The sequence below is a fragment of the Sphingobacterium sp. MYb382 genome (assembly GCF_037572665.1).
In the GTDB taxonomy this organism is placed as follows: Bacteria; Bacteroidota; Bacteroidia; order Sphingobacteriales; family Sphingobacteriaceae; genus Sphingobacterium.
On the sequence record NZ_JBBGZT010000010.1, the window covers coordinates 42,475 to 60,794 of the forward strand.

Annotated in this window: 18 protein-coding genes; 6 read left to right on the forward strand and 12 right to left on the reverse strand. The window is 38.2% G+C overall.

Annotation, left to right across the window (positions count from 1 at the left end):
* Nucleotides 1-304: 304 nt before the first annotated feature.
* From WH223_RS03685 to WH223_RS03700, 4 genes are all read left to right on the forward strand, one after another.
* Nucleotides 305-1,030: a YqjF family protein gene (locus tag WH223_RS03685; RefSeq protein ID WP_340046177.1), complete on the forward strand. Its 726-nt coding sequence runs from the start codon at nucleotides 305-307 to the stop codon at nucleotides 1,028-1,030.
* 171 nt (nucleotides 1,031-1,201) lie between these two features.
* Nucleotides 1,202-2,155, forward strand: coding sequence for an alpha/beta fold hydrolase (locus WH223_RS03690; protein ID WP_340046178.1), 954 nt, complete (start codon nucleotides 1,202-1,204; stop codon nucleotides 2,153-2,155).
* Nucleotides 2,156-2,533: 378 nt separating this feature from the next.
* The gene (locus WH223_RS03695) at nucleotides 2,534-2,950 is read left to right on the forward strand and encodes an NUDIX hydrolase (protein WP_340046179.1); all 417 of its coding nucleotides are present in this window, start codon (nucleotides 2,534-2,536) and stop codon (nucleotides 2,948-2,950) included.
* 114 nt (nucleotides 2,951-3,064) lie between these two features.
* Complete coding sequence (locus WH223_RS03700; protein WP_340046180.1) at nucleotides 3,065-3,865, forward strand: GLPGLI family protein; 801 nt, start codon at nucleotides 3,065-3,067, stop codon at nucleotides 3,863-3,865.
* 101 nt (nucleotides 3,866-3,966) lie between these two features.
* Here the strand turns inward: WH223_RS03700 and WH223_RS03705 are convergent, their stop codons facing one another.
* From WH223_RS03705 to WH223_RS03760, 12 genes are all read right to left on the reverse strand, one after another.
* Nucleotides 3,967-4,806, reverse strand: coding sequence for an SDR family NAD(P)-dependent oxidoreductase (locus WH223_RS03705; RefSeq protein WP_340046181.1), 840 nt, complete (start codon nucleotides 4,804-4,806; stop codon nucleotides 3,967-3,969).
* Nucleotides 4,799-5,536 carry a putative quinol monooxygenase gene (locus WH223_RS03710; protein ID WP_340046182.1) on the reverse strand — a complete coding sequence of 246 codons (738 nt, stop codon included), beginning with the start codon at nucleotides 5,534-5,536 and terminating at the stop codon, nucleotides 4,799-4,801. Before WH223_RS03710 ends, WH223_RS03705 begins: the two co-directional genes overlap by 8 nt.
* Nucleotides 5,537-5,551: 15 nt before the next feature.
* On the reverse strand, nucleotides 5,552-6,400 hold the full coding sequence (locus WH223_RS03715) for an oxidoreductase (protein ID WP_340046183.1): 849 nt from the start codon (nucleotides 6,398-6,400) through the stop codon (nucleotides 5,552-5,554).
* A gap of 72 nt (nucleotides 6,401-6,472) precedes the next feature.
* Nucleotides 6,473-7,459: an aldo/keto reductase gene (locus tag WH223_RS03720; protein ID WP_340046184.1), complete on the reverse strand. Its 987-nt coding sequence runs from the start codon at nucleotides 7,457-7,459 to the stop codon at nucleotides 6,473-6,475.
* 74 nt (nucleotides 7,460-7,533) lie between these two features.
* Nucleotides 7,534-8,274 carry an SDR family NAD(P)-dependent oxidoreductase gene (locus WH223_RS03725; protein WP_340046185.1) on the reverse strand — a complete coding sequence of 247 codons (741 nt, stop codon included), beginning with the start codon at nucleotides 8,272-8,274 and terminating at the stop codon, nucleotides 7,534-7,536.
* Between the two features lie 55 nt (nucleotides 8,275-8,329).
* A complete protein-coding gene (locus WH223_RS03730; protein WP_340046186.1) occupies nucleotides 8,330-9,484 on the reverse strand; it encodes an NADH-dependent flavin oxidoreductase in 1,155 nt (384 codons plus the stop codon).
* Between the two features lie 2 nt (nucleotides 9,485-9,486).
* Nucleotides 9,487-9,738 (reverse strand): Atu4866 domain-containing protein, encoded by a 252-nt coding sequence (locus tag WH223_RS03735; protein ID WP_340046187.1) that lies wholly within the window; start codon nucleotides 9,736-9,738, stop codon nucleotides 9,487-9,489.
* 2 nt (nucleotides 9,739-9,740) lie between these two features.
* A complete protein-coding gene (locus WH223_RS03740; protein WP_340046188.1) occupies nucleotides 9,741-10,490 on the reverse strand; it encodes an SDR family oxidoreductase in 750 nt (249 codons plus the stop codon).
* Between the two features lie 307 nt (nucleotides 10,491-10,797).
* Nucleotides 10,798-11,703, reverse strand: coding sequence for a helix-turn-helix domain-containing protein (locus WH223_RS03745; RefSeq protein ID WP_340046189.1), 906 nt, complete (start codon nucleotides 11,701-11,703; stop codon nucleotides 10,798-10,800).
* A gap of 15 nt (nucleotides 11,704-11,718) precedes the next feature.
* Entirely contained in the window at nucleotides 11,719-12,420 is a 702-nt protein-coding gene (locus tag WH223_RS03750) for an SDR family oxidoreductase (protein ID WP_340046190.1), read from the reverse strand.
* Nucleotides 12,421-12,696: 276 nt separating this feature from the next.
* The gene (locus WH223_RS03755) at nucleotides 12,697-14,865 is read right to left on the reverse strand and encodes a hypothetical protein (RefSeq protein ID WP_340046191.1); all 2,169 of its coding nucleotides are present in this window, start codon (nucleotides 14,863-14,865) and stop codon (nucleotides 12,697-12,699) included.
* Nucleotides 14,866-15,402: 537 nt separating this feature from the next.
* Nucleotides 15,403-15,771 (reverse strand): winged helix-turn-helix transcriptional regulator, encoded by a 369-nt coding sequence (locus WH223_RS03760; protein WP_340046192.1) that lies wholly within the window; start codon nucleotides 15,769-15,771, stop codon nucleotides 15,403-15,405.
* A 108-nt stretch (nucleotides 15,772-15,879) separates the two neighbouring features.
* On the opposite strand from WH223_RS03760, the gene WH223_RS03765 reads away from it, so the two are divergent.
* Entirely contained in the window at nucleotides 15,880-16,242 is a 363-nt protein-coding gene (locus WH223_RS03765; protein ID WP_340046193.1) for a DoxX family protein, read from the forward strand.
* A gap of 203 nt (nucleotides 16,243-16,445) precedes the next feature.
* Complete coding sequence (locus WH223_RS03770; protein WP_340046194.1) at nucleotides 16,446-17,876, forward strand: S41 family peptidase; 1,431 nt, start codon at nucleotides 16,446-16,448, stop codon at nucleotides 17,874-17,876.
* The last annotated feature ends 444 nt before the right edge of the window (nucleotides 17,877-18,320 follow it).

Consider the following 18,320-nt stretch of genomic DNA (forward strand, 5'->3'; position numbering starts at 1 on the left):
CCTTGGAATGGGTATTTATTCTTGATTCTAGGTTTTGGAGAAACGACTTCAACAAACCGAATGCTACAAAGCACCCACGCTCGTGGAGTATTGTAGATAATGATGAATTAATTGCTTGGCTGCTCAGGTAAGGCGAGTAGGTGCTACTTCTTTTTTAAGGTATTTCTGATAGGCTGGTTTTTCTAATTTGCTATTCCGCAAATTGGGGAATGGCTTTTGCTTATGTAGGGTAATTTACCGTTTTACTTTTTTGTTTCCCCATCCGCGTCTCTTTAGCGGAGATTGCTATTAATCACCTTATGAAATGACAAACATTGAGAAAATTCTTTTAGCGACCAATCACCGGTCTTTTGATTACCCCAAAGAAAGATGGGCCTTTTATCAGGAATGGAATAGAGCATTGTTTTTACACTGGAAAGTGCCTGTTGAAATTTTACGAGAATTAGTTCCTGAAAAACTACATATTGATACCTACGAAGGTAGTGCTTATGTTTCTTTAGTTGCTTTTACGATGGAAAAAATTAGACCTCGCTTTTTACCTGCCGTAAGTTTTATTTCCGATTTCCACGAAATTAACCTTAGAACCTATGTGGATAACGATAATAAAAAGGGCGTTTATTTTATAAATATTGAAGCGCAGAAAATCCTTTCTGTTTTGCTGACGAAGTATCTCTCGGGACTTCCTTATGAGAAAGCTAAGATTCGAAGAGGGCGTAACGTGTATAAATCGGAGAATAGTGTAAAAGGTTTTCGCCTTGACGCCGCATTTGAACCTAAAGAGATTATCACTAAGAAAACAGAACTTCAAGCTTGGCTCACAGAGCGGTACTGTCTATATATGGACAAAGGAGATTCTCTTTTTTGTTACGATATACATCACAAAGAGTGGGCGCTAAAAAAGGTTGAGCTTAGCAAACTCGATCTCGCATATGAAACGGGAAAGCTCAAACTTACAAATACACCCGATTTGATGCAGTATTCTGAAGGTGTAGGTGTTGTTGCTTGGCAAAGAACTAAAATAACCCCTTAGGTTAGCTCATGTATATTATCGGTCGCTAGGTTTCCCTCTATGCTTGGCTCGATATGCCGACTGAAGAGTATGCTGAATTTACTGCTCGTTGTTTGAGTTTCTATGTATTTAATAGTCAATTTTACAGGTAATAGATTTGAATAATAATGATAAAAGATATTATATTCGAGGATGAAAAGAAGCCTACTTATCCTATTTATTATTGCTTTATTTACCAATAGTACATTTGCTCAATCCGCACCAATATACGACACGCTATCTGTTGGTAATATTAAACAAGTCGTTTCCTACAGTGGAAATAAAGACTTGCCGCTTATTTTATTTTTACATGGAGGTCCTGCAAGTTCAAGGATGAAGCAGGCTGCTGTTTTTTCCAGTGATCTCCAAAAGAGTTTTATGGTCGTGCAGTGGGATCAGCGTGATGCTGGTAGAACCTTGGCGTTAAACAAGTCTACGGTTCCCAATACATTGGAATTGATGGAGTCGGATACGTATGAAGTGATAACGCTATTATTAAAAAAATTCAACCGTAAAAAATTATATCTCGTAGGGGAGTCATGGGGAACTGTTCTAGGATTTAAAATGGCGGAAAAGCATCCTGAACTTTTAAATGCTTATATCGCATTCAGCCCTGTTGTGAACCAAACAAAGAGCGAACTGATACTACTCGATAAGTTAAAAAGTGAAGCTAAGGAAAAGGGTGACCTGCTTGCTCAAAAAGAATTGAATACGGTTAAAGTTCCTTTTGAGAATTACGAACAGATATACGTTTTAAGAAAATGGATGTTTGATTATGACGGGCATAAGTTCTCCGAGAGTGACCTAAGTGTTTTGAAGACATTTCTTGAAGATTGGTCGAAGGTCTGGTTGCCTACATGGAATGCAGCAATTCGTCAAAATCTTTTCGTGCAATTGCCCGAGATAAAATGTCCCGTGTATTTTTTTATAGGAGAAAAGGATTTCCAAACGAATTTTAATCTTGCAAAAGATTACTTTAAGCAATTGAAAGCTCCAAAAAAAGATATATTTCTCTTTGAAAATGCGGGGCATTCTGTGTTGACCGAAGAAGCCAAAGAGGTTCAACGGATTATTATAGAGGATATCTTAAAGAATACAGATAAATAGTAAGCTCTATTATCTAGCACGTGAATTTGTAAATAGATTTATTATTTATGAAAACATGAAGAAAAGGCGTTATCTAATATTAGGTAACGCCTTTTCTATGCAAGCTCCCTAAATTTGGCTGTTGGGTAAAGAACTAAAATATCCCTCTAGGTTAGCTTATGTATATTATCGGTCGCTAGATCTTCCTCTATGCTTGGCTCGATATGCCGGCTGAAGAATGGTTAACCTTCCTTGAAATAATGGAGATTATCGTGTAGACCAGCTAATATTATTCTAGAATTTATAGTATTTTGTAGAGCTGTTAAAGAAATACAGTACAAAGGGCTGTGTTGCTGAAAACGAGCTTTTGGGGGAAATGCTGAAAAATAAGGAATTGAAATGAAGGAAAAGATAGGTCTAGCGACTGCTGGTTTAGTTGTGGTTAAAGAGAATAAATTACTGTTAGCCTTTAGTAATAACAAAAAAGCATGGTACCTTCCTGGAGGCAAGGTCGATCATGGTGAAGACGCTGTGACCGCATTAATAAGAGAAATAGAGGAGGAGCTTAATGTTGTTCTTTATAGAAATTCGCTTGAGTTCTATTGCCACATAACGGCTCCGGCCTATGGTGAAAACACGCATATCATAATGGAGCAAGATTGTTTCATCTATGAGTTGCATGAGGAAATTCAACCGAGTAATGAGATTGGTGCAGTGAAGTTTTTCGACTATGATATGTATAAATTAGAACCTGCTCAGGTGGTCGGTGTATTGGATGTATTTGATAGGCTTATAAAAGATAAACGCTTAGTTTAGGCGGATGCGCAGTGAGTTGTAAAAGTTTTACATATTATTTTCACTTCGTGTGAAATTTGTTGGTAGCGTTGAAGGTCGCGATATTGTGTATGGGCAAAGATGAATTTTAGAAATATGAAATTTAAAAATTTACTGGTCTTATTCTTACTTTGGTCTTGCTGTGCACATGCGCAGATAGCTACAAATCTTGCATCGAGAATTGTCTATCGCTTAGATTATCAGCCAGACTCCATAGATGCTAAACATATAGAAACTGAATTCTTCTTGCTCGATTTTTCGAAAGAGCAATCTGTCTTTCGTAGTGAATCTACGCATATCAAAGATTCGATCCTTATTTCCGCAAACCCAACCAATCTATTGCAAGTGGCTAAAACCCAGTTTAAGTATACTATAGTGAAAAATAGCGCTACGAACGACCTGCGGTCTTACCATGATTATACTACGTTTAACTTTGTTATAGATGAAGAGCCAGTCGATTTTGTGTGGCAGTTGTTGGACGATACCAAAGAAATAATAGGATATAGTTGTCGTGCAGCGTCTACAACATTTAAAGGACGTAAATACATTGCTTTTTTTACGGATAAGATTCCTGCTTCAGACGGGCCCTATAAATTTAAGAGCTTACCGGGAGTGATTCTCGAAATTTATGATGATCAGCAGCATTATCACTTTTTGGCGGTTTCTGCTTTAAATCTAGGTCATACCTATGATTACCAGTTTTCTAAGATTGCCGATTATAGAAATATCACCGAAAGAGAACTTCGCGAATTTGAAGAAAAGGTGAAAGAAAAGCCTTCGTTTATCTTACAGAATCCGGGTATTCAGCTACCGGCAGAAGCTTATGAAAAATATGATAGAAGCCAGCGAGAAAGAAATAAAAATAGAAATAATCCGATTGAACGTATCACTTATTAAAGGAAATCGCTTGTAGTAATATAGCGATGATGGAGGTATTGAAAATATTCGTGGAAAATTGTTTTCCACGAATATGAATTGGTTATTAACCATAGTGATTTTTAGTCTTCAAAATCTGTTGAGAAGCTAACATCTTTCCATTCTTCTAGTTCTGCTTGGAAAGTGTTTATTTTTTCTTTAGCAAGACGATAGGAATCGCTTCCGAGAGATAGGTGTACCGGAGGATTAGGATGGTCTGCCAATTTGATTATTACTTCCGCTGCTTTTTCTGGATTACCAGGTTGTTTGCCTGCTAAGGTTGCCACAATCTCCTCATGAGCTTGGTGTATCCCGTTATAATCTTCAATAGGAGTGCCTGATGGAAAAACGGCAGAATCACCCAAAAAGTTTGTGCGAAAGCCTCCTGGAGCGATAGTTGTTACTTTAATACCTAATGGAGCTAGGTCTCTAGCTAGTCCTTCAGAAAGCCCTGTTACAGCAAATTTTGTTGATGAATATACGGACCAGCCGTATCCTGAGTAGAAGCCAAACATAGACGATATGTTCATAATATAGCCTGCTTTTTTCGCACGGAAGTACGGCAAGACAGTTTTAATAACATGAACTATCCCATATAGATTGACATCAAAGCTTTCGATTATTTCAGCATCGCTAAGTTCTTCCAGGGTCCCAGCAATGCCATATCCAGCATTATTGACAACGATATCAAGTTTACCAAATGTATCGTAGGTTTCTTTGATAGATGCCGAAACGGATGTTGGATTTGTGAGGTCAACTTCCAATGGTAGGAAATTTTCTCCCAATGATAGTCCTACTGCTTTTTCTAATGCGATGCGCGATCTTGATGTAGCGGCTACTTTATGTCCGCTTGCTATTAATTTTTTAACTAAGGCTAGACCTAGTCCTTTAGAAGCCCCAGTTACGTACCATATTTTACTCATTATATGTTTGTTTTACTTCAGTTATAAAATTCAAATAGTTCTCTATAGGCTCTTCAAGAGCAGCTTTGAATACGTCAAATAATTCTATTGTATAGGGTTGTGCGAAGTGAAAATCAAGGGCTGTTTGATTTCTCCATCGTTCGTACAAGACAAATTTTGTGTTATCGCCAGGTACTGTATGAAAGAAAAATTCGATGTTTCCTGCTTCGGGTCTACTTTTTACAATTGATTTTTCAAACTGTTTTATAAAGGTTTGTTGCATACCATCTTTTACTTTAAAGAGCACAACAAGGTCTACAGATGTATCGCTCGCTTGAGGATGCTTAATTTCATTTTTAGGAAGTGGAGCGATGTCATTCAGATAAAGAATCTCCATAGGAGCTGTTAATGCCGTTTCATTTAACGCTAATACATCTTTTGCATATGCATAAGTGAAATGTTCATCCAGTGCTGTTTGATTCTCCCATCTTTCGAATAGGTACAAGGTATTAGGTTTATCTTTCTGCTCATAAAGAACCATAGAGATATTACCTTTTTCTTTTAAAGCACCATCTTTATCGGCCTTAAGTGCTTTTTTAAAAGCATCTTTTTGTTCAGCCTTTAGGTGGAAGGTAACCAACATTGTTACCCTTTCAGTATGATTTTCTTGCGAGAAAGCTGTATGTATAGTTGTCATAAATGTGATTATTAAGAAGGGAATAATGTTATTCCACCAGTTATTATTTTTCATTTTTATAGTAAATAATTATTCGTCAACATCATCATGGTCGGTACCAGTAATTACCTCGTGCCATGTTTGAATATCCGTATGAAAGCGATCCATCTTTTCTTTGAAAAGTTGTAATGTATCTTTACCCAATGGCAAGTGGACAGGTGGTTTTTCTGCATCTGCTATTTTAAGAATAGCTAAGGCCAATTTTTCAGCACTACCCGGTTGTTTCTTATTTACTGCTGTCGCGTAGTTGCGCATGTCACCAACAGTATCACTGTAGTCGTCAATGATATTAGCCGTTCGTGCTAAGGAGGAAGGGTCTAGAAAGTCGGTACGGAAAAAGCCTGGTTCTACAGCTGTGGCAAAAATACCTAGTGGTGCCAATTCAAGTGCCATGGCTTCGGTGATGCCCTCAACGGCAAACTTGGTAGACCCATATAGTCCCCACCCAATAATTCCTGTTAATCCACCCACAGAAGAAAGGTTGATAATATGTCCTTTACGTTTATTACGCATGTAGGGGAGTACAGCACGTGTTACATTTAATAAGCCAAATACATTTGCATCGTAGTTAGCTCTTACTTCGGCATCACTAGCTTCTTCCACAGCGCTTAATAAACCAGATCCTGCATTGTTTACCAATACATCGATACGTCCAAATTTTTGGATGGCTGAAAGAGCTACCTCTTCCGTTTGTTTCTCATCAGTAACATCTAAGGTGGTTACAAAAAGATTGTTTGTATTGAATTGACTTTGTAATTTTTCTTGATTACTGCGTACGGTTGCTGTTACTTGGTCACCAGCTGCTAGTGCAGCTTTGACAATCTCCAACCCGAATCCACGGGAAGCGCCGGTTATTAACCATACTTTTTGTTTTTTCATTTTATGCTTTTTTAATTTAACAATGCATTTTTATAATATCTATTTGTATAGTACAAGAGCAAGTGTCCAAGATTAGTATCTATATCCAGATTGGAATTTTACCATCCATCCTGGGTATTGAAGTGGTAATGGGCTAATGGTATCGATTTTCATCAAGTCCTCTGCAGATAGCTGAATATTTATCGATTGGATATTATCTTTTACCTGATGAATGGATTTAGCCCCTATAATCGTGCTTGTTACCGCTGGTTGTTGTCTTACCCATGCTAAGGCTACCTGGGCAACGCTTGCATCATACTGCTGGCCAATTTTTTTCATAGTGTCAACAAGATCATAGGCTTTCTCTTTATTGATCGGAGGGAAGTCAAAGCTTGCTCTTCGTGAACCTTCACTGGTTTCATTTCTGGTGAATTTTCCAGATAGGAAACCGCCTGCCAAGGGACTCCATGGGAAGATAGCTAGATTTTGATCTTGTGCTAACGGCACCAATTCATGTTCTATATCGCGAGTTACTGCTGCATAATGGTATTGGAGACCAATAAATTTATGCCAACCATTGTAATGAGCGATAGCTTGTGCTTTGGCAACCATCCAAGCAGGCCAGTTACAAATGGCGATATAGCGTACTTTACCTGTTTCAATAATATCGTTAAGGCTGCGTACTGTCTCTTCAAGATCTGTTTTTAAATCTACGCCATGTACGTATAGGATGTCAATATGCTCTAATTGAAGACGTTTCAAACTGGCTTCCACAGCATTGAAGATATGGTAGCGTGAAAGGCCACGTCCATTTGGGCTTTCATCCATAATACCCATTACCTTAGTGGCAATAACTACTTGATCTCTGGCAATCGCAAGGTCTTTAAGTGATTGACCTAGCAATTGTTCCGATTGGCCAAAAGAATATACATTGGCTGTGTCAATGAAATTGATGCCTGATTCAATAACCGATTTCATTATTTCATTGACTTCTTTTTGTTGCAGCTGTCCTATACTATCCCAAACTCCTGCATTTTGACCACCGAATGTCATGGTCCCAAAACAAAGTTCTGATACCATTAGACCAGTGTTTCCTACATAATTGTATTTCATATTTATTGGATTTATAGTTTTTAGTGAATTTATATAACACTTTATAGTGTCCATCCTCCATCAATCAGAAAGTCGCTACCTGTCACAAAAGAGCTCTCGTCAGAAAGTAAATATTTTACGATATGAGCAATATCCTCGGGTTGTCCTAAACGACCTAGTGCTGCATCTCGGGCTGCCTGTTGGTTCATCTCTGGAGTGTTCACGGCAATGATTTTTGTCTCTACAAAACCAGGTAATACAGCATTAACTCTAATTTTATATTTTCCTAGTTCACTAGCTGCCGTTTTTGTTATACCTCGAATAGCCCACTTCGTTGAATTATAGATGATACATCCTGCAAGGCCTTTAATACCACAGATTGATGAGGTATTAACAATAGAACCACCTGATTTTTTCATTACTTCCGCAGCATATTGAATGCCCCAGAATGTTCCTTTTTGATTAACATTGATTTGCTTATCTATATCATCTTCCGTAACTTCTTCAATGGATCCTGGCAAATAAATACCTGCATTATTTACGAGTCCGTCTAATTGACCAAATAGATTGATTGTACTGTCAATAACATTTTTCCAATCCGATGGCTTTGTAACGTCGTGATGTAAGTAAACCGCCTTCTTACCAAATGGTTTTATGACTTCTTTGCCTTCTTTATCGTCAAGATCAGTGAATACTACATTTGCGCCTGAAAGGGCTAGTAATTCGGCTTCAGCGCGACCAATACCATTAGCGGCACCAGTCACTATAATAGTTTTTCCTTCAAGGGATACTGTTGTTTTCATTTGGCTGCGTATTTACATGTTTTTGTACGCTATTCTTTAGCGTTTTAAAAATGAGTTAGGATACCTGATGTGTGTCTTTTTCAGTTTTAATCCACCCTTTAGCGTAATGCACAATTGCCATAAGCTTTTCAGGGATTTTCTTTTCATCCGCTAATTCCGTATTTAATATCATGGTGATATTCTCTTCATTACCTTCGTTTGCATATTGAGCCCATTTTGGATTCACGACCATACTTCGGCCGATGGCGACCATATCTAGACCTAAGCTTAGCGCTTCATCGGCTTCTGTAGGTGTTGTTACTTGTCCTGCTGCGATGACTGGAACACGATTATTTATGTAAGATGTTAATACCTCCGTAATTTTTTTATCGTTGTTGCTATCTAATGGTTTTTGTGTTAATACTTGGAACAAAGAGAAGTGTAGGTAATCAACTTGTTCATTGATTAATCGATCAACTAAGGCTAGACTGTCTGGTAATCTTAAACCTTCTTTAGGTAGCTCTTCTGGAGATATACGGAAGCCTAGTGCGAAAGGACGATTTGCATATAGTGCAATTACACGTCTTACCTCGCGTACCATTTCGGTAGAAAAACGTAATCTATTTTCTAAGGAACCACCCCATTTGTCTTTACGCTGGTTGAATAATGGAGACAAGAAGTTTTGATTCAAAAAGCCATGAGCACCATGAATTTCAATACCGTCAAAACCAGCTTCAATGGCTCTACGTGTTGTCTCACCAAAGGCGCTAATAATATCCCAGATTTCATTTTCCTCCAATGCACGGGGCGTTAATAGTTCTGCAGGAGTGAATGGTGTCGTTTCAGATTTTATAGCACTAGCACTTACGATAGCTTTGTTGGGACTTAAGTCTGTTACCGTTTTATTGCCAGCATGAAAAACCTGAAGGATTGCTGGTGCCCCACCACTCTTAGCAACGTCTGCCAATTTTTTGAGACTAGGTGTAAAACGATCATCATAGGCGGCAAATTCATGTGTGAATCCAATTCCTTCAGGCGAGACATGTGTACAACCAGTAATAACTAGGCCCACACCTTTTACACGTTCTTTATACCATTCTACTTCTTCGTCAGAAACGGTGAAATCATCATTCCCCGCCCAAGTGGTCATGGGAGCCATGACAATTCTATTTTTAATTTGGATACCTTTTGTTAATTGAAGAGGTTCCAGTAGTTTTTTGTATTGTTTCATGTTTAGTTTTTTGTGTTTTCTTTATAAAAAATATACCCACCATGCTTAAGGATATTATTATCGATAAATTCTCCATCAGCCGTAAAGCCACTATCATCCCAGTAATCGATGTGTTTTCCTGTAATTGTGTAACGTCCTGTATAAGCGCTTTTTCTTTTGCCACGCGCTTCATCGTATCTTCCATCGACTAACAGTTTCTGCCTGATATAGCCATCGGCGGTGGCCCACATGCCCGTATAATCCTGAATTTCCATGGTTAAAATGATTTTTGTGCGGTCGGTCTCACGACGATTTCGTTGACATCGACATCTGCTGGTTGATTTATAGCAAAGGCGACGGCTCTTGCAATGGCAGCTGCAGGTAATAGATCAATACGGAATTTTTCGATAGCAAGTTTCTTTAGTTCAGGGTTAGAAATTGTTTCTGCGAGTTCAGATTCCGTTGCTCCTGGAGCCACTAAGGTTACTCTGATATTGTTGCTTACCTCTTGACGAAGACCATCTGAAATAGCGCGAACAGCAAACTTAGTTCCACTATAAACAGTTGATGTTGGACCAACCCAGCGGTCTGCTACGGAAGTGATATTAATAAATTGACCTTGATCTTTAGCTTCAAAAATTGGTAATGCAGCGGCAATTCCATGTAATACACCTTTGATATTCACATCAATCATTTGATTCCATTCATTAACTTTGTATTCATTAATCATGGACAAAGGCATAAGACCGGCGTTGTTAATCCATACATCTATTTGGTCAAACTGATCTATCGCAAAAGCAGCAAATGATTGTACACTTTCCGGATTGGTAACATCTAATTGCTTGTAAGCAGCATGTCCACCAGCATTGATTATTTCTGTCGTAATAGTATGGAGTTTATCTGTTCTTCGCGCTCCTAAAACTACGCGTGCACCCAAGGCTGAAAGGAGTCGAGCAATAGCTTCACCAATACCACTACTAGCGCCCGTTATAACAACTACTTTTTCGTTTATATTCACTTGTTCCATTTTTGTTTCTTTTTGTTGAAACAAAGATAGATAGCAAATCAAAGGGGGTAGATGCACTGATGAAACCAAAAAATGCGAATTTCAAACAATCTTACTATTGAATTGATTTATGTGGTGTTTTCTTCTGGATTAATAGGAGGTACTTTAAGGATATTCAGATTTGTGAGAAGAGGTAGATAAGGGATATTACAAATACAAAAGGAGCTTGTGTTCATCCAAGCTCCTTTTGTATTTGTAACTCTATCGTATTACAAGAAAAATATTTGTCGCTACCCTGGCGCAAACCTGGAAGACTTACACGAATTAATTAAATCCGGTTGTTACGGTAATTCTTAGGTGTGGCATCTTCTGCTTTTTTAAAGAAATTAATAAAATGAGGGAGCTCCTCAAAGCCTAGACACCAAGATATTTCAGAAATATTCCAATCCGTATGTTGCAGTAAGCTACGTGCTTCAAGCATAATACGATCATTTATGAGCTGTGTCGTTGTTTTTCCTGTTATCTTCTTTAATGAACGATTTAAATGATTAACGTGTACTGAAAGGTAATCTGCAAACTCTATTGGATGTCTAAGTTTAATTTGTTGATTTGGAGATTCTATTGGAAATTGTCGCTCTAACAATTCGGTAAAAAGTGACGTAATTCTTAAGGAAGCATTTGAATCGTCTGCCGCATTACTTTGCGTAGGATTTAGTTTTAATCCTAAGTGTATAAGCTCAAAAACTAATGCGCGTATTGCATCATATTTGTAAAAATAATCTGATTCAATTTCTGTAATCATTTTCTTAAAAATGACGGCTATTTGTTCTTCCTGCTCAGTATTTAACTCAAATAGAGGGATATTTCCTGGTTTAAATACCGGGTAATCATTTATATTACCAAAATGGTTAAAAAATCCTTCTGTAAACACGCAATAATAACCTGTCTGTTCTTCATCTAATAGTTCCCAAGCATAGGGAATGTTTGGATTTGAAAAAAGCAGTGCTGTATCATTAAACTCAAGGCTTTTATCGGCATATGAAAATTTTGTCCGTCCTTTTAATAAGCTTATTTTATAAAATCCTTTTCTGTTGTAGGGTTGGCAGTTTACCTTATTCGTAGGTGTGCTAAAAAGAGGGAAAACATTAAACTGACCAACCTCTCTTTTCAGATGATCGGGCATCCAGATTAATTGATCTTCGAAAAAATGTTGTTCTTGTTCTGATCTTTCCATAGTATTTTTTATGTTTTACCAAGGATTTGTTGCCCATACTGAAGCGTCGGGGATAAATCCAATATTACGCATAGTGAGCATATTTACAATTACGTGCGCAATCTCAGTTGGTTTAAGTTTCTGCGTTTCATTTTTAACTTCCAAACCTTCTTTCAATAGAAACTCGGTAATAACCTCACTCGGGTTTATCTGCATAACACGTACATTATAAGGTCTCAATTCTGCGCGCCAACATTCTGTTAATCCCGAAACGGCAAATTTACTCGCTACATAAGAGGAACCGTTAGCATATCCACGTAACGCGGCTGTAGAACCGATGTTGATAATGTTACCATTTTGGGATTCTATAAAATATTTTGCAGCTTCTCTACCGGCAAGGAAAAAACCTTTTACATTTACTTCCCAAACCCTTTGAAAATCAGTTGCAGTAGTGGAAATTAGGGGTGTGAATTTTCCTATTCCCGCGTTATTAATCAGCACATTTATCGTGCCCATCTTTTCTTTTGCATATTCAAATAATGCAATTACTTCTTTTTCTTCTGTAACATCTGCTTTAATTCCATATACACCAAGTTCCTTGGTAACTTTATTGACCTTATTTTCATTCGTACCGCAAATAAGAACCTCTGCCCCTTGTTGTTTAAGTGCGCTCGCTGCCGCATAACCTATACCACTTGTGCCACCTGTAATAATTACTTTGGCGTCTTTTAATTCCATGACAATTTATTTTCTGCAAAGGTAGCGGTATAAGAAATTAGAAAAATGTAAAAATCAAATACAATGATGCGAAAATCAAACATGTAATTTACTCTTTGTAGGAAATTGTAGCAGCTAAAGAAGTCGATGGGTATTTATCGGCATATTCTATTAGGTATTGGTAAACTATCTCTTCTATAAGAAAAATATGGGTAAATAATCCTAATTCTCTAATCAAAAAAACGCTGAAGATTATTCTTCAGCGTTTTAAGTCAGTTAATTATAAAAGAAAATTTTCTATTTATCCATCGCGATATACGCAGGGTAGGATTGTGCGTTTGGTAAATCAAATACCTCATCGAAAGGTTGCGTACCCGTCGCATTGTTGTATAATGCAACACGTTTAACACCCGTTGCGGTGCTGCCACCAATACCATTAATTACATTTAAGATATTCCCTGGACCCGCAAAGCGTGTGATACACATTTTGTCAAGCTTCACCTTAGGGCTATTTGGCGCTTCAAAGCCATTTTTCTTATTCACATTGCCGTCAGTACCCGTGAAAACAGCATAGGAGCCTAATCCGATACTGTGGTGTTCTTTCACTGTGTTTGCTACTTTAAAAGCAGCATAACCGTCTACACGACCGCCTTGGCTGCTCCAAGCAGCCTGATTAGGGGCATCGTATGGAGGCTCATTCTGAAAGAAGAATGTTCTTCCGCGCTCGCCTAACCATAAAACTTCATATTCTTGGTAGTGTTCTGCAAACAGAGCATAAAGCGTCACATCATCGCCCGTCACGATAAGTCCGTTTTTACAACGGTCTCTAGTCCAACGTGCATCGCCACCACGCTGTGAGCCATGATCAGCACGCCACAACCAGAAGTGGTCACCTACCACATTGTTGCTATTTATCTCCATCGAAGCATGTATTTGCACATTGTTTGGTTGTACACCACCAACACGACAAGTAATATCGCTCAATAGGATAGGATTTGCAGCATGGTCAGCGCTAGATCCTTCATTTCCAATTCTGATTTGATACGTGGTGCTGTTGAAAGAGTCCATCAGCAAGCCTGCAATGATAATTCCGTCTTTGTCATCAGCGAAAACACATCCCCAGGTATTTTTTGCCGTAGGCTCTAAAGTTACCGAAGCAATACCGGCACCAAGAAGGATAGCATTTTTACGGTTTACCTGAATAGGAGCGTTCAGCGAATAATGACCAGGCGTGAAGAATATATTTTTACCCGCTTTTAGTGCGTTATTAATTTCAACATCCGTATCGCTCTCTTTAGCAACATACCACTGGGTTAGGACATCTTGAATTTCACCTTTCCCCATATCCGTAGCAGTCCATGAGACACCGACTCTATCTTTTTGCCATGCAGGAACAAAAACTTTGTATTCACCATCACTGTCGATGAAAAGAAAAGGTTTCTCTCGGATAATAGGCGTTGTTGCGATAGGCGCATTGGTGTCATCCGCTTTCGGCGGATTTACAACACCCTGCCACACCATATTGTACGAACCACCCATGGCACCGTTTCCTGCAGGGAATACTGCATTTCTGGTGTACCACTGTTGCTGTCCGGCCCAGTTCGGTCTGTTTGTTGTGTAATGCGCATCGGCAATAAAGCCTCCGCTACCCCAAAAGTTGGTGTCTCCAACATCAGAGATATACTTAGAGGTGCTTTCTATTAACATGCGTCGTGCACTTGTTGACTGCGAAACAGTCCAAGCGAAATCGCGCATGATAGCGACATTCTCTACCGAACGCCAGAAGGTACACGTAGCATTAGCGCCACCGGAAAGGTGTGGTCTTGTGAATAAAGAACCTATTTTAACATCGGCAGGTGTTTTTCCTAAACCACCAATATGGGAGTAGAACCCTAATTCTATGGAGTTGGCTGTTGCTGATGATGCAGAACCAGAGCCACCAGCATCGTAGGTTTGTCCATCCACGTTGGGCTTGAAGTAATAGGCTTGACGTTTTGTCGTCCATTCGCCATTTGCTCCACCACGACCGATACTACTAAACTGTGCGTTGATATCCTCGCGAGCTGTCCCTGCTTGCTCATGTTTCCTGTCGTAGAAATACATGTGCTCGCCAAAAATTTGGTTCTCTAGGGATACGATAATAGTTATATCGTTACGCGTAATTTTATAATAATTTTCGTATTTATTTTTATTCGGTTTTGTGTCTGTCAACGTTAATTTTGACGTAGAACCTACTGCAACAAAGTTGGTTGCTAAACGGCTGCCACCTCTCGTGATTACATAATTTCCCGACGTGCCGAAGGCTGGCCATGATAATGTTATGCTACTTTTCTTCTTGTCGTAGACAATTTTACTTGCGGCCTTGGTATCTTGTGCGTTTTCAAGAGACGGGGTGGGGGTGTTAAAACTGCATAATGTCAGCACAATTGCAAATGCTGTAAATACAGTGGTAAACTTTTTGATCATAGAAAATTTATTTTTTAATTAGGTTTTAGGTTCTCTAATATATAAAAAAATATGTTATCTACGTCTTGCTATTGCGGCGCTCGCTATTAGGGTGATTGTATCTACTGGATTACTACTTTAGCTGAATAGCTAAAGTATTCTATCTTTTTGCTAAAACTATAGACTGAAGTTTTATAAAGTTTTTGTGTGTTAGTGATTCGATTTTATGCTTATTAAGCATTGTTTTGATGGCTTTTAATAAAAAGTTGTTGGGCAGAGGAGTTGTTTTTTAGACTATAAATATACGTATGCTTATGCTATCTTTTTTTTGATAGCTAAAAGCCTATTGATATCGCTATTAAAGAATAGATTAAATGTACTTCTAACAAAAATGTTACGTCAGCTTTTTAGCAATGTGTATAGCTTTTGTGCTTTCGACCTTTTGGTTACTGCTCCCTGGCCATAGTTTTATGGTGGTATACCTTAAAATTGTACTGTATACAGCATACCGCCAACCTGTCTCTATATTGTCGCTTTGGCAAATAGCTCATTAGTTCTTTATCCTTTAGCTTTGATTTTCTGTTTGTGATTTGTGCCCCAATTGGACAGCGCTACAAGTACTTCTCCTAAGCTTGCTGCATAGGTTGTAGGTCGGTATTCGATGATGACAGGCGTTTTATCGGCTTGCACAACTCGCTCCACAAGTCCGTTGAGCTCTAGTTGCTTGAGCTCGTTTGAAAGCACGCGTGCTGATATGCCAACGATGGTTCGCTGTAGTTCATTAAAGCGGATATGCCCACTCAGAACGGCAGTCATTATTTTCAGTTTCCATTTTCCTCCAATTACGTACAAAGCATCCTCAACAGCAGATAAATGCCCTTTACACTGTGCGCTTGGGTAGGCTAAAGTTTCGTCTGATATATTCATTTTATATGTGTTACTAACCCAAAAGTTACTACTAACCTTTTGTATACTACTAATATTTTATTAGCTAATATAGGTAGATTTGCGCAGTAGAAAAAATGATACTATACAATGAAAACAACAAAAATAACCTATTACATCACTACCGGATTATTATCCGTGCTCATGCTTTTTTCGGCCTATGCCTACTTAACTAATCCCGATATGAAAGGCGCTTTTCAGCATCTAGGGTTTCCTGATTATTTTCGCATTGAATTGGCTATTGCGAAGTTATTAGCAGCTTTTGCACTTTGGGTTCCATTTCGTTTAGCAAAAGATGCTGCTTATATCGGCTTGTCAATCAGTTTTATATCTGCTACTATTGCGCATAGTGCTGCGGGCGATCCGGTTTCTGCGCGTATCGTTCCTTTGGTGATTTTTGCCATATTGGTGCTATCTTATTTGACAGGACGAAAGTTAGCAACAGCTAAATAAGAAACGTAGTAGCATCAAAAAATCATTAATACGATGATTTTAGGATATCTTGCGTTATATAAAGGGGAAATATTTCCCCTTTTACATTTTTAAAAAAAACAAGCTATTTCAGCGGGAGGTAATTTATCGAAATTGTATATTTGGCGATTAGCTTGAAAGTCTATTCTACGAGCTAAAGACTAACGATAATAACCAACCAAATAATGCTAAAGAGTAAACTAACATTGCTTTTTGTCTTGTTGCTTGCAAAATTTGCTATGGCGCAAGACTGTGACTGTAAGAAAAATTATCAGTGGATGAAGAAGACCTTTGCCGAAAATGATGCCGGTTTTCCAGAGGTCTTACGTAAAAAAGGAATTGATGCTTACAACTACCATAGCAAGAGTATCGAAAATCGAGTTTCCAAAATTCGTGATTATGATGACTGTAAAAAAGCCTTAGAAGATTGGTTGCGTTTTTTTAGGACGGACCATTTCAGGCTTACCAAAACTAAAGCTACGCTTGATAAACAACATAAAGCGCAACTTTATAGTCCGATTAGCATAGCTAATGAAATAGACCTCGCTCTGTTTAAAGATCAAGTAGCGCTGCTGCCGACTAGAAGTTTAGTTGGCCTTTGGGAGACAGGTGGTAATACCTTTGCTGTTCAGAAAATAAATAACCATTTTGTCGCAAGTTTGGTAGAGGATAGCGGTACTTGGAAAAAAGGGACTATACTTTTTAGCCTCGGTGAAAATCTAAAAGAAGGGACCCGTTACATGTCTACCTACCGACCAGTGCCGATCGAAAAGGTAAATTATTTGGATGACAATTTGCTAACCGTAAATGAGCTTACCCTTAAGCGTGTATTTCCCGAGTCCCATTTAAAAAGTAATGAAGATGAATTTTTTCGCTTGAAAAATTCCGGAGAAACCTTTGGTTATAAGCGAAATGAGAAAACTGTTTATGTACGTATACCATCTTTTAGCTTTAATAAAAAAGCTATCGATAGCTTATTAACAAGCCTAGATGATGTCATTAAATCTACGCCAAACTTGATTATTGACTTGCGTGACTGTCAAGGAGGTCAAGATAATAATTTCGCTAAGTTGGTGCCTTATCTCTATTCAGGGGCTACGCGTACGGTGCTGATGGAGGTTCTTTCTACTCCGAGAAATAATGAAATATGGAATACACTCATCAATAATCCGGATACGGATGATGAAGAAAAAGAATCCTACCAAGCTATTCAAAGTTTGTTGAATAAACACGTGGGCGAGTTTGTGAATATCTACGGGAAGACGGTTGTGGAAGCTAAGAATGGAAAGGTTTTGCCCTATCCACAAAATATTGGTGTCATCGTTCATGAAAATAATTTTAGCACTACCGAACAATTCCTACTGCTTGCTAAGCAAAGCCGAAAGGTTAAGCTTTTTGGGCGTAAGACTGGTGGAGCACTCGACGTGTCTAACATGATTGAAGCAACTAGCCCTATGGGTGATTTTGTATTTGAATATTGTATTTCTAGGTCGTTGCGCATCCCTGAAATGGAAGTTGACGATATGGGTATTCATCCTGATTTCTACCTCGACAAATCAATCGGTGAGCATAAATGGGTCGACTTTGTGAGCGACCGATTGAACGAGTGGAATTAGTCTGATATTCCAAAAAATAATGTTGCTAAGCCTCTAACAGGATAACTGTTTTGAGGCTTTTTTTTATGTAATATGTTCTTTGCTAAGGTCCGATAAATTAAATTTTCGTGATTAATTACTTTTTAATTTTAAGGCTATTCCATTTTTTATTGTTGATTTCACCAGCTTTTTAGGCTTTAGCCAGACTACTTTTATCTTCTTTATTGTGAAAATTATTATTATTTATTCCTGAGTTGGTTGAAAAACCGATAATAAATGCTGTTTATAGGGTGGAAATAAGAGATAAAAAGAGCTTTTGTTACCGAATTACACCAATATATTACAAAAAAGAAATTATTTTTCTTCTAAATTTCTGAGGTGAAAACCATCGTAAAATAAAAATAGATGTCAATTTAAATTTAATCGTATTTCATTGTTTGAGAAAACGATGGGAGAATCGATTAA

Excerpts from the sequence above, each read along its gene's own strand:
- WH223_RS03710 (WP_340046182.1), bottom strand. The coding sequence starts at position 5,536 with ATGAAAAATAATAACTGGTGGAATAACATTATTCCCTTCTTAATAATC.
- WH223_RS03695 (WP_340046179.1), top strand. The coding sequence starts at position 2,534 with ATGAAGGAAAAGATAGGTCTAGCGACTGCTGGTTTAGTTGTGGTTAAA.
- WH223_RS03745 (WP_340046189.1), bottom strand. The coding sequence starts at position 11,703 with ATGGAAAGATCAGAACAAGAACAACATTTTTTCGAAGATCAATTAATC.
- WH223_RS03765 (WP_340046193.1), top strand. The coding sequence starts at position 15,880 with ATGAAAACAACAAAAATAACCTATTACATCACTACCGGATTATTATCC.
- WH223_RS03720 (WP_340046184.1), bottom strand. The coding sequence starts at position 7,459 with ATGGTATCAGAACTTTGTTTTGGGACCATGACATTCGGTGGTCAAAAT.
- WH223_RS03735 (WP_340046187.1), bottom strand. The coding sequence starts at position 9,738 with ATGGAAATTCAGGATTATACGGGCATGTGGGCCACCGCCGATGGCTAT.
- WH223_RS03690 (WP_340046178.1), top strand. The coding sequence starts at position 1,202 with ATGAAAAGAAGCCTACTTATCCTATTTATTATTGCTTTATTTACCAAT.
- WH223_RS03715 (WP_340046183.1), bottom strand. The coding sequence starts at position 6,400 with ATGAAAAAACAAAAAGTATGGTTAATAACCGGCGCTTCCCGTGGATTC.
- WH223_RS03750 (WP_340046190.1), bottom strand. The coding sequence starts at position 12,420 with ATGGAATTAAAAGACGCCAAAGTAATTATTACAGGTGGCACAAGTGGT.
- WH223_RS03755 (WP_340046191.1), bottom strand. The coding sequence starts at position 14,865 with ATGATCAAAAAGTTTACCACTGTATTTACAGCATTTGCAATTGTGCTG.
- WH223_RS03740 (WP_340046188.1), bottom strand. The coding sequence starts at position 10,490 with ATGGAACAAGTGAATATAAACGAAAAAGTAGTTGTTATAACGGGCGCT.
- WH223_RS03700 (WP_340046180.1), top strand. The coding sequence starts at position 3,065 with ATGAAATTTAAAAATTTACTGGTCTTATTCTTACTTTGGTCTTGCTGT.
- WH223_RS03725 (WP_340046185.1), bottom strand. The coding sequence starts at position 8,274 with ATGAAAACAACAGTATCCCTTGAAGGAAAAACTATTATAGTGACTGGT.
- WH223_RS03730 (WP_340046186.1), bottom strand. The coding sequence starts at position 9,484 with ATGAAACAATACAAAAAACTACTGGAACCTCTTCAATTAACAAAAGGT.
- WH223_RS03760 (WP_340046192.1), bottom strand. The coding sequence starts at position 15,771 with ATGAATATATCAGACGAAACTTTAGCCTACCCAAGCGCACAGTGTAAA.
- WH223_RS03705 (WP_340046181.1), bottom strand. The coding sequence starts at position 4,806 with ATGAGTAAAATATGGTACGTAACTGGGGCTTCTAAAGGACTAGGTCTA.
- WH223_RS03770 (WP_340046194.1), top strand. The coding sequence starts at position 16,446 with ATGCTAAAGAGTAAACTAACATTGCTTTTTGTCTTGTTGCTTGCAAAA.
- WH223_RS03685 (WP_340046177.1), top strand. The coding sequence starts at position 305 with ATGACAAACATTGAGAAAATTCTTTTAGCGACCAATCACCGGTCTTTT.